Source organism: Arthrobacter liuii, assembly GCF_014639275.1.
GTDB lineage: Bacteria > Actinomycetota > Actinomycetes > Actinomycetales > Micrococcaceae > Arthrobacter > Arthrobacter liuii.
This window is the reverse complement of record NZ_BMFW01000058.1, coordinates 1-9415: the sequence shown is the minus strand read 5'-3', so window position 1 is coordinate 9415 and position 9415 is coordinate 1. Positions and strand designations below refer to the sequence as shown.

Here is a 9415-nt window from a genome sequence, read left to right as displayed (position 1 = left end):
TTCGGGTGCGGTTACGAGGATGGCCCTCACTTGTGCCACCACGGCGACCCGTGCCCGCATTGCTGTGGCTCGTTCGGCGCGGAGTACGCGTAGGCATTCCACCGCCCCGTCCCGGGATTTTGGGTTGGTGCCAGCGCGGCCGGCGAGCACCGATTCAGCGGCCTGGTAGGCATCGAGGGGATCGGACTTGCCTTGGAGCCTGCGGGCTTGCCGGTTTGGGCGCGCTCCTTCCACAACCTGGATGTCCTGCTGTGCGAGTGCGCGGGAGAGTTCGGCCCCGTAGCTGTCTGTTCCTTCCATTCCGACGGCGATGAGCGCACCAAAGCGGGTCAGGAAGTCGATGATCTGCCGGTAGCCGGATCCCGTGGTGCTGAACTCCTTGTCGGCCAGGTGCAGCCCGGTGTCGGTGATGAAGGCGACGTAGTGGGTGTCGGCGTGGGTGTCGATCCCTGCGATGACTTGCAGTTGTTCGTTTGTCATGATGAGAACTGCCCTGGCCTTTCGTTGCATGCGATGCGAAAGGGGCACGCCGGCCGGGTGGGCAGACAAGACAGTAATGGGACTCTTCGGAACAGAGGCGCTATAAGGTCATGTCCATCTGGCCGCCGCGTTTACTGCAGCTGTGTTGCCGCGGACAGATCAATGTCAAGACAATTCCCAGAGCGTCGGGGGACGTCAGTCACACTTAGAGCCACACCGCAACACAGCCAATTTCATCATTACTGTCCACGCTTATATCCGCTTTATTGAGGGTGGCGCCGGTATCCTCTTTGGGCTTGTAAATGGATGGGGCGCACGGCTGAATAGTGCGACAGCTTGTGGCAGTATTGCCGCAGATTCCAGGCCAGGCAAGGCTCCGACGGATGGAGTCCGTGCAGCTCGGATTTTCAATTGGCCTGACCGCCTCTGGACAATTGCGCAACAGGCTGTTGCACAATTACTACGCATCCGCCTGCAGAGGCTCAGCATCAGGGACGGAAGTCAGGTTTGAATCTAAGACTGCTCTATCGACATGTGTAGGAATTATCTTTCCTGGCCTAGTCGGACGCTTTTTGATGCCGCTTCCTGACGTCAGGTTGGGGTGTGCTGCAACCTGAGGAAACCAGCCGTGTCAGCACTATCAGGCCTCCCTGCCTGCCGGGACGGACAGCACCCCTTAGTTTCCTGAGTGCTCCTCACCAGACCGGCAGGAAGGATGGCATCCTGCATCCTTATCGCGCACTGAGCCTCCCGGCGCCACGGCCACGGCCGAACGCGAACTGCCCAACCTCTATAGCCACTACGGCTCCCGCGGCTTCGTCCTGATGACCATCCTCCAGTCCTGGTCCCAAAGCGTCGAGGTCTGGGGCCGGGACGGAAAGCACAAACTCTGGTCCGCCCCCAACATCAAGGTCTACGGCGGCGGCGTCGCCGAAGCCGAATTCCTCAACGAACTCGCACAACTCGTAGGCGAATACCGCTACTCCAACACCACCCGCAGCCGCTCCAAACAAGGCACCTCCTACAGCCATGACGACGACCGCAAAGAGCGCACCCTCGACGTCTCCGACCTGGCCGCGTTCCCCCGCGGCCGCGCCATCATGTTCGCCTCCCGCGCCCCCGCCGCCCTACTGGAAACGGTGCCCGGATGAACGGGCCCCACGCCGACGCGGTGCGGGCCTCGATCGCCGCACACGACCCGGCGAACAAACCCCGCCGGCACGGCCGCCAGCCGGCGGCTCAATGCGAGTGCCGCTCATGAGTGAGAGCCTGGGGGAGTGGGACGACGACCTGGAGGACACCGCACTTCCCACCGAGCCAGCTGAGGAGGACTCGGAGGCGCCTGAGCTGTTCTACCCGAACGTGGCCGAGTTCGTCAGTGGCAAGTTGGCCACCAGCTACCGCCGGCAACTCAACGTCCAAGGCGGGGTGGCCTGGTGCCCACAATGGTGGAAACACGCCGAAGCCATCAGCCGCCTCGAAGCCCTCTGGCGCGCCTGGGAATTCCTCCGCCTTGACGGAACCACAGGAATGAGCCTCTGGTGGCGCGACCACGCAGACCACCACATGTCCGTCCTGCTCTCAACCGATGGGCCGTTCAAAGGCTGCAACCCGGACGATGGCCACCACGGCAAACTCACCCCTCTACCCTGCGAAGAACCGCCCGCTGGGCTGTACTAAGCCGAGCTTTTCAGCCTCCACCCGAGGTGACCAGGCGGGCTGTCCACATTTGGGGTCAATCCGGGTTATCCGCGGCTGAAAACCGTGAGCCATCGGAAAAGCTCCCTCAGCAGCAATAGCGGTTGATAACCCATCAGGATTGTCCACCGACTGTGGGCAGCCAGAGCTCTGAGGACACTATTGATTCCGTCAGGGCCGTGTTGTCGTCGTGGGACACAACTGTGGCGGGCTTGGGCGGACCCGCACGGGTAGCGCCGTTTAGGTCCCGGGGTTGGGGCAGGGCACTGAGTGCGAATTGCCCGATGACGCCGGGCCGGAACTACTAGACGCTCGGCGGAGCCACCGAACTGGAAGTACCCGAGCTCGTCGCCAACGCCTAAGGGCCTGAGCCGGTACGGTTACCCGGCTCAGGCCCTCACGGCCTTTGTCATATCTTTCTGCGCCCACGCCGCGGGGGCCACAGCAGATGACTTCAAGGTCAGGACCGTGCACAACCCTGTGTTACTTGGGCATGAGTACTGAGTCGATGAGGTAGACGGTGGCATTCTTGGTCTTCACGCCGCCGCAGATAACGTTGGCGTTGTCGACCTTGAGGTTGTTGCCGCTGCCGGTGACGGTGACGGAGCCGCCCTCGACGGTGGCGTGGGTGCCGGCGATCTTGTCAGGGGTGATCTGGCCGGGAACAACGTGGTAGGTCAGGATCTTGCTCAACAGGGCATCGTCCGTCTTCAGGGTGCCGATGGTGGCGGCGTCAATCTTCTTGAAGGCGTCATCCACCGGTGCGAAGACAGTGAATTCGCCGCCGTTGAGGGTGTCAACCAGGTTGACCTTGGGGTTGAGCTTGCCGGACACCGACGCTGTCAGCGTGGTGAGGATGGGGTTGTTGGAGGCGGCGACGGCCACCGGATCCAGGGCCATGCCTGCTACCGAGCCTGAGCCGGTGGGTACCTGCTTCGCGTAAGCGGCGCAGCCCGGGCCTACCAGGTTCGCGGCCGGATCCATGGTGCCGGCGGAGGATTTCGCCGTTGCGCTGGACGACGGTGAGGCCATGCTGGAGCTGGGGGCGGAGGACATCGGCGCCGAAGATGCCGAGGACCCGGAGGTGCTGCCCGACCCACCGCAGGCGGTCAGGCTGAGCAGGGCGGCGGCAGCAACGCCCGCAATCGTAAAGGTGGTGCGTTTGATTGTCTGCATTTGAAGTTCTCCTGGTAGTGGCATGGTACTGAGCCGGAACGATGATGGGCCGTGCTTGCCTATGGTTTATTGGCACCTGCCCTTGGCTGGTGTCTCATTGGCTATTCGGCAGGGGTCAGGACGTGGATGGGTTAGAGCCAGGGAATTTTCGTGAACCCGCGCATCCCCACGCCGGGCCGTCCTCGTGCCGGTGCGACACCGGGCCGGAAGGTCTCTCATCGTCCCGGTGTTGGTTTTGCATGGCATCGAGCGGGTTCCGGTCTTGGGCTTGATCGGGAGCACAAGCAGGGCTGAGGCAGTGGAAAGGTTTGCGTTTTGTCGTGGGCGGTGGGACCGGCAGCTGAGCCAGGATCCTGGGCAATAAGTCTGAGGGGGGATTGGCGTGTAGCGACCCGTAAGCAAGCAGCAGCGCTTCACGTGCTTGTGCCACGCGGAGAAAAAACTGGTGCCTAACCGGTTCGGGGCCGAATCGAAGAAAGTCCTCCACTGCCTGCTCGGCCTGGCTGCCCAGGCAGTCCGCGGCATACAGCTCGGCGAGATCCAGAACGCCGCCGCTGACCAGGTCATAGGTAATGTCTTCCATAACTGCTTCCGGCCTGTCATCAGACGACCAAACCGCTGAGTAAACAGCGGAGGTAGACATTGAATTGCCCCGGGCTAACATGTTCGGGACCGGCTCGCTCGTGAGCTGTGGTGTGGGTCAGTGGTGGTGGGCGGCCGGGGCACTCGGGGTGCTGCCGCCGTGTTCTCCATGCGGGACGGCGTGCTGCCCGGCTGCGGTTGCGGCCAGGCCGGGGGTGGTGATCGCTGCGACGACGAGGGCGGCAGCGAAGGTCATCATCAGGAGGGGTCCTGCGGCTGCAGGACGATCACCCGGACGGAAGGTTTGGCGGCCCAGCCAGCCCACGCAGCCAAGGATGACCAGCTCCAGGACGGCCGCACTCAGAGCGGTTCCATCGAGTGAGCGGGAGGATCCGCCAGGCCACCAGATCCTCAAGGCGACGGCGGCCAGGTGCAGGAACACCCAGACGGGGGCCACGCGAAGGAGCGCACGGGGCCATGCCGGGGCTCCCGTGCGGAGAGTTTTCACCGCCCACATCAGGAGTGCCGCACCCCAGAGGCCGGCAGCGACCGTTCCTGCCATCGCCCAGGGAATTCCGCTGGCCGTGGTCAGCAACATTGCGCTGGTCCCGAAACTGAGGATCGCGGCTCCCAGACCGGCGAACGCTGCCAGGGTCCTGACGGACTCGCCCAGAAGCAGGCCCCGGACCGGGCTCTCACCCCGGGCCCGGTCCGTTGCCCCCGCCACGGCAGCGTGGTTCATGCCCGGCCGGCCCGGACGGTGGTGCGGCGGTTGACGGTCTTGTCCTGGGAGAGGCCCACACCGAGCAGGAGCACAGCGCTGGCCAGGTGCAGGACGTTGTCCGCGCCGTTCAGGGCGATGATGTTCAAGGACGTATTGAGCAGGAACAAACCCACGATCCCGACCAGGAGGTAAACCGCCCCGACCGTGGTGTTGACCGACCGGGCCGCGGGGACGGACTTCAGGCCCGCGGCCAGCAGGGCCGCCNGGCAAAAATAATCAGGAGGGGTCCTTCGGTCGCGAAGAAGCCGACGCCGGAGGTTACCGCGAAACCGAGAAGACCGACGAGCAGGTAAACGGCACCAAAAATGGTGGCGATCAATCGGTTGGGGGAAGTGCGCATGACACATGGACCTTTCAAAGGGGGGCCCTTCGCAGGTTCAAAGCGCAGGGCCGGTGGTGTCGGCCCCTGGATGAGGACCTCAACAACGATTCGGCGCCGCTCTCCCAGCGGATTGGCGCCTGATCTCCTCGGCGTCGGCGTTGACAGCCACTTTCCGCGCCGCGGTAGTCGGAGGCGCGGGTGGATGCACAGGGAAATACACGACTGGCTGCCAGGCGACGCTGTGGCGCCGGCCGGTGGCACGTCCCGTTCTGCGTCGACTTTTCGACGGGTCAATGGTCCAGGGCACTGACCGTGTCGGCGGGAAGCGGTGATGCCGGTTCAGAGTTCCGTTCGGAGCCGCATCAGGCCGCCTCTGATGCGGGATTTGATCGTCGGCAATGGCGTGGAGAGATGTTCGGCGACTTCGCGGTAGGTCAGGCACCCAAACTAGGCCAGGACAATGGCCCCGCGCTGAAGCGGAGACAAACAACCCAGGCTCCGGTGGAGGACTTCTGCGTCCATCCTGTCAGTGACCGTCTCCGACACCTCGTCATAAGGCCTGTTCTCGGCGTAGCCCGCCCACCGCGAGTTCCGGATGTAGCTGTTATGGCGCGAACGAAACCCGTGAGCCCCGCTTTGATGGGAAATCGCTGCCTAATTGCGCCCAACCTTGGATTCGGCGGTGAACGCGATGCGACCCCCGGGCTGGGACCGTTTAGTTGCGCCAACCCGGGGTAGATGCTGCCCCGGCGGGTTACGGCCGTCGGGAAGCGGCCGGGTCCAGTGCGTGCAGCGCGGCACTGGTCACAATGCCGTAGGCCAGGTGCGGGATGATGTCGCTTGCCCAGTCCACGGGAGACCATGTGCGGGGATCGGTAATTCCGAGAACTGTCATGGGTCCGTTGCTGCCGATCAGTGCGCCGGCCGCTGCGGCCAGGGAAGAAGCGAGGAGTCCGGGCCGGTATCCGGCTTCCCGGGTAAGCCCGAGGACGGCGCCGACGCCGATGCCGACGACAAGCCCTGTCAGCGGGCCGAGCCCGGCTAGCCGGTTCGTGCGTTCTTCGTCGGTGCCCGGGATCTTGACGCCCGTGACGTCGGCCAGCTTTTTGACGGTGGCCTCGGGTGTGTTGCTGGCGGGGCGGGCACGCCAGACCATGTCCAGGTAGGTGAGGGTGTTCAGGGCTGTGGTTCCGGCGGCGCCTGCTGCGGCTCCGGTGGCCAGTGCGCGAATGATTTTCATGGCTGCGGGGTCAGTCCGAGTTGGGTGAGCATGCCCAGCTGGTCGCTGCTTCCCCAGCGTTCGACGAGTTTGCCGTTTTCGAACCGTCCGATCTGCATGCCCCGGATTTTGATGGCCCGTCCGGTGGGCGGGTGGCCCATCAGAGGTCCCTGATGTGTCCCGGTGACTGTGTAGGCGAACGCGACATCATTGTCGGTGGCGGTGAGGTGTTCGACCTCGAGGTGGAGATCGGGAAAGGAAGAGCGCAAATCTGTGAACAGGTCTTTGAATCGCTGCGGGCCCGGCCCCTGTCCTGGTCCCGGGTCGTGGTCGACACAGCCGGCCGCGACGACGTCGTCGAGTTCATCGAGTTTGCCGCTGTTCACGGCGGCACCGAAGCGCTCCTGGGCCTGGATATTGGCGTCCCTGGTCATGGATCCTCCGGTTATCGTTGCCAGGCCGATCAGTGGGGACGGTCCTGGTGTTATCTGTCATGGTGCGCGCTGGTCTGCCCTGGAGCACGGGCAGGGGAGCGGGTTCAACCCTTCCCGGGTCCAGATTTCAGGCGGCCGGTTGAGACAACCTCCGACGCGCCGGCGGCCCCCCAGCTGCGCTGGACGTTGTCTCACCCGAGCTTCAGGCGGCCCCGCGGGCCGAGTAGTCTTGGTCGTGGGCGTAGCGGATCCCAGCGATGACATCGTCCAGGGACGGCCGGCCGAAGGGCATGGTCGCGGTGCTGGACCAGAACAACGTTCCGTCTTCGTCGAGGATGAAGATGCCTGGTTCGTTGAAGAGGTCGGGTTCGCCGTACTTGATCGCGTGCGAGAGGTTCATGCCCCAGGCCCGGGCGGATTCCTCGTCCAGGCCGTAAGCGACGGGCAGGTTGGACAGGTGCCACTCATTCACGATCCGGGTGCTTCGGTCCGCTGTTTCCATGCTGATCGCGACGGCCCGGCCGATCCCGGCAGCTTCCAGGTTCTCCAACGGTTCGAACATGCCGGTCAGAACTCTTTCAAATGCATCATAGGCGGCATCTTTGACCCGTTCCTGCGCCGCGGGACTGTAATAGTTCATGCCCGTAATTCGAGACGGCGGCAACAAAAGATGGTCTGCCTTGACCGGCTGATCCGCCGTGAACACGCCCCGCTTGGGACGATCGCACTGGACGGGCTGCATGGATAACCTCGATAGAGGATCTCTTCACCGTGAGGCTACGGCCACTGCCACACCGGTCCCATCGGCTGGATCTCGAGCCACTACCTGACGGACCTCACCCGCCGCCCACAAGGCGGAACAGTCCCGGACCGGTGCCATCGAAACCGGGGTGCACCCGTTGCCACATGACACCACCAACCAACACCGGGTTTAGCGGCCAGTACGTCCGGAGACTCTGTACCGCCCATACCGTGAGTACCGCACCCCCCAGAGGAAGGCAGCGACCGGTCCAGCTATCGTCCAGGGATTTGTGGTGGCGGTGGTGAGCAACGTTGCGCTGGTCCCGAATATGAGGTCGCGGCGCCCGGACCCCTGGCCGGGGCCAGGGCTCATCGGGGACCTGGGCCGTTGTTGCCGCCACGGGGGCGGGGTTCATGCCTGGGTGGCGCGGATGGGGGTGCGGCGGTTAATGGTCTTCTCCTGGGAGTGGCCTACGCCGAGCAGGAGTACGGCGCTGGCCAGGTGCAGGCCCATTATCGGCGCCTTTAGACAAAGGCGTGCACTCCAAGAGCTCTGCGGGCTGGTGCCTGCGTGAGGGCCCACCATGCAAAGGGACCCGCAACGCAGAACGTGTTGGTGACCCGTCCGCGGTGGAACCGGTCACGAATAATCCGCGGTGGAACCGGTCACGAATAACCGGTGGAGGGCGATATGGTGTCGGCCATGACTACCTTTTGGAAGGTGTGTGCTTCATGGGACGGATAAGCGTGCCGCCACGATCTGCTACGCACCGGATGCTGGTGCCGGCTCTTGCCGGGCTGTCGATACTGGTCCTGGCCGGATGCGGCGCCGGTCCCGGCACGGCTGTGTCCGGGCCCAGCGCTTCGGTATCCGCCTCACACAGTGGTGACCCGGGTGCCGGTACCCCGACAGCGTCGCCGACTGATATTCCCGTTGCCGCAGCCGGTGGGCCCTCGGCTGCGGCGTTGATGGTGTGCAGCATGGAAATCCAGGAGAAAATCGTGCAGATCCTTGCCCTCGCGTCTGCCCCCGGCAATGGGGCAACCTGGGCGGACAAGCTCTTCACCTGCACCTATGCGCTGCCGGCCGGTTCGTTCGTGCTGTCGGTCAAAGAAGCCGCGGACCCGGATGCGGCACACGCCTATTTCCAGGATGTGCAGCGAAGCACCGCTGGGGCCGCGCCCATCGAGGGATTGGCGAACCTGGGCTTCCCGGCCTTCCAGACCCCAACGTCCGCCGTGTTCGTCAAAGACAACTTCGTGTTGACAGTGGACGCGGTGGCCTTGCCCGAACCGCTGGGACCCCACCAGGTCACCCGCGCCGCGTTCGCCTACCAGGTCGCCACCACGGTCCTGGCCTGCTGGTCCGAATAACCACTCCAGGCCCCAGCCCCGGAACGACACCGTCCCGGCCGGCATCTTTGGGCAGGTCAGCGGCCTCAGAACCAGTGACAAAGTTTTCCTGGGATTTGACCAATCCGTGACGCGGGGCACAACGAACCGTTACTGTCACAGTCATGCGCGCGCCCATCAGGGGAGCGTTCATCGCCAATGGAGGAAACACATCATGAAGAAATCCGCTTTCCTGATTGCCCCGGCCCTAGCCCTGGGCGCCCTCGCACTCTCCACCAGCCCCGCCCTCGCAGCCGACACCACGAACTACCAGGCGAACCTCGCCGCGATCAACGGCAGCAACGCCTCCGGATCCGTCATGATCACCGTCAACGGCGACCAGGCCACCGTCACCGAGAAAGTATCCGGTCTCGCCGCGATGTTCAACGGCGCTCCCTACCCGCACGTCCAGCACATCCACATCGGCGCCCAGGGCACCTGCCCGGACATGTCCGCCGATACCAACAAGGACGGTGTGATCAGCACCACCGAAGGCGCCCCCTTCTACGGCGGCATCGGCGCGACCCTCTCCACCAGCGGGGACACCAGCCCCGCGGCCGGCACCGACCTGAAAGTCGCACCCTCGG

At 64.3% G+C, this 9415-nt stretch carries 11 protein-coding genes and 2 pseudogenes; 5 read left to right on the top strand and 8 right to left on the bottom strand.

Annotated features, from left to right (window positions below; genetic code table 11):
- Positions 1-480 (bottom strand): IS110 family transposase (locus IEW19_RS22775; protein WP_188573823.1); only part of this gene is annotated, 480 nt, incomplete at its 3' end.
- Between the two features lie 824 nt (positions 481-1304).
- Here IEW19_RS22775 and IEW19_RS22770 point away from each other — a divergent pair.
- Together IEW19_RS22770 and IEW19_RS22765 are read left to right on the top strand one after the other, a co-directional pair.
- Positions 1305-1631: a TraM recognition domain-containing protein gene (locus IEW19_RS22770; RefSeq protein WP_229748724.1), complete on the top strand. Its 327-nt coding sequence runs from the start codon at positions 1305-1307 to the stop codon at positions 1629-1631.
- A 106-nt stretch (positions 1632-1737) separates the two neighbouring features.
- A complete protein-coding gene (locus IEW19_RS22765; protein WP_188573822.1) occupies positions 1738-2160 on the top strand; it encodes a DUF4913 domain-containing protein in 423 nt (140 codons plus the stop codon).
- Between the two features lie 501 nt (positions 2161-2661).
- On the opposite strand, the gene IEW19_RS22760 is transcribed toward IEW19_RS22765, so the two are convergent.
- Positions 2662-3354 (bottom strand): fasciclin domain-containing protein, encoded by a 693-nt coding sequence (locus tag IEW19_RS22760; RefSeq protein WP_188573821.1) that lies wholly within the window; start codon positions 3352-3354, stop codon positions 2662-2664.
- A gap of 445 nt (positions 3355-3799) precedes the next feature.
- On the opposite strand from IEW19_RS22760, the gene IEW19_RS22755 reads away from it, so the two are divergent.
- The gene (locus tag IEW19_RS22755) at positions 3800-3976 is read left to right on the top strand and encodes a hypothetical protein (RefSeq protein ID WP_188573820.1); all 177 of its coding nucleotides are present in this window, start codon (positions 3800-3802) and stop codon (positions 3974-3976) included.
- 78 nt (positions 3977-4054) lie between these two features.
- Here IEW19_RS22755 and IEW19_RS22750 read toward each other — a convergent pair whose 3' ends face one another.
- From IEW19_RS22750 to IEW19_RS22730, 6 genes and pseudogenes are all read right to left on the bottom strand, one after another.
- Positions 4055-4678, bottom strand: a complete 624-nt coding sequence (locus IEW19_RS22750; protein WP_188573819.1) for a hypothetical protein — start codon at positions 4676-4678, stop codon at positions 4055-4057.
- A pseudogene (locus tag IEW19_RS22745) lies at positions 4675-5060 on the bottom strand (DUF4383 domain-containing protein). Before IEW19_RS22745 ends, IEW19_RS22750 begins: the two are co-directional and overlap by 4 nt.
- A 321-nt stretch (positions 5061-5381) precedes the next feature.
- Entirely contained in the window at positions 5382-5480 is a 99-nt protein-coding gene (locus tag IEW19_RS24370; RefSeq protein WP_373283647.1) for a sigma factor-like helix-turn-helix DNA-binding protein, read from the bottom strand.
- 316 nt (positions 5481-5796) lie between these two features.
- A complete protein-coding gene (locus tag IEW19_RS22740) occupies positions 5797-6282 on the bottom strand; it encodes a hypothetical protein (RefSeq protein ID WP_188573818.1) in 486 nt (161 codons plus the stop codon).
- Positions 6279-6695: an ester cyclase gene (locus IEW19_RS22735; protein WP_188573817.1), complete on the bottom strand. Its 417-nt coding sequence runs from the start codon at positions 6693-6695 to the stop codon at positions 6279-6281. Before IEW19_RS22735 ends, IEW19_RS22740 begins: the two co-directional genes overlap by 4 nt.
- A gap of 202 nt (positions 6696-6897) precedes the next feature.
- A complete protein-coding gene (locus IEW19_RS22730; protein WP_188573816.1) occupies positions 6898-7335 on the bottom strand; it encodes a peroxiredoxin family protein in 438 nt (145 codons plus the stop codon).
- Positions 7336-8417: 1082 nt separating this feature from the next.
- On the opposite strand from IEW19_RS22730, the gene IEW19_RS23830 reads away from it, so the two are divergent.
- Both IEW19_RS23830 and IEW19_RS22720 read left to right on the top strand, forming a co-directional pair.
- Positions 8418-8810 carry a hypothetical protein gene (locus tag IEW19_RS23830; RefSeq protein ID WP_229748722.1) on the top strand — a complete coding sequence of 131 codons (393 nt, stop codon included), beginning with the start codon at positions 8418-8420 and terminating at the stop codon, positions 8808-8810.
- 193 nt (positions 8811-9003) lie between these two features.
- Positions 9004-9415: pseudogene (locus tag IEW19_RS22720) on the top strand (hypothetical protein); the annotation flags it as partial.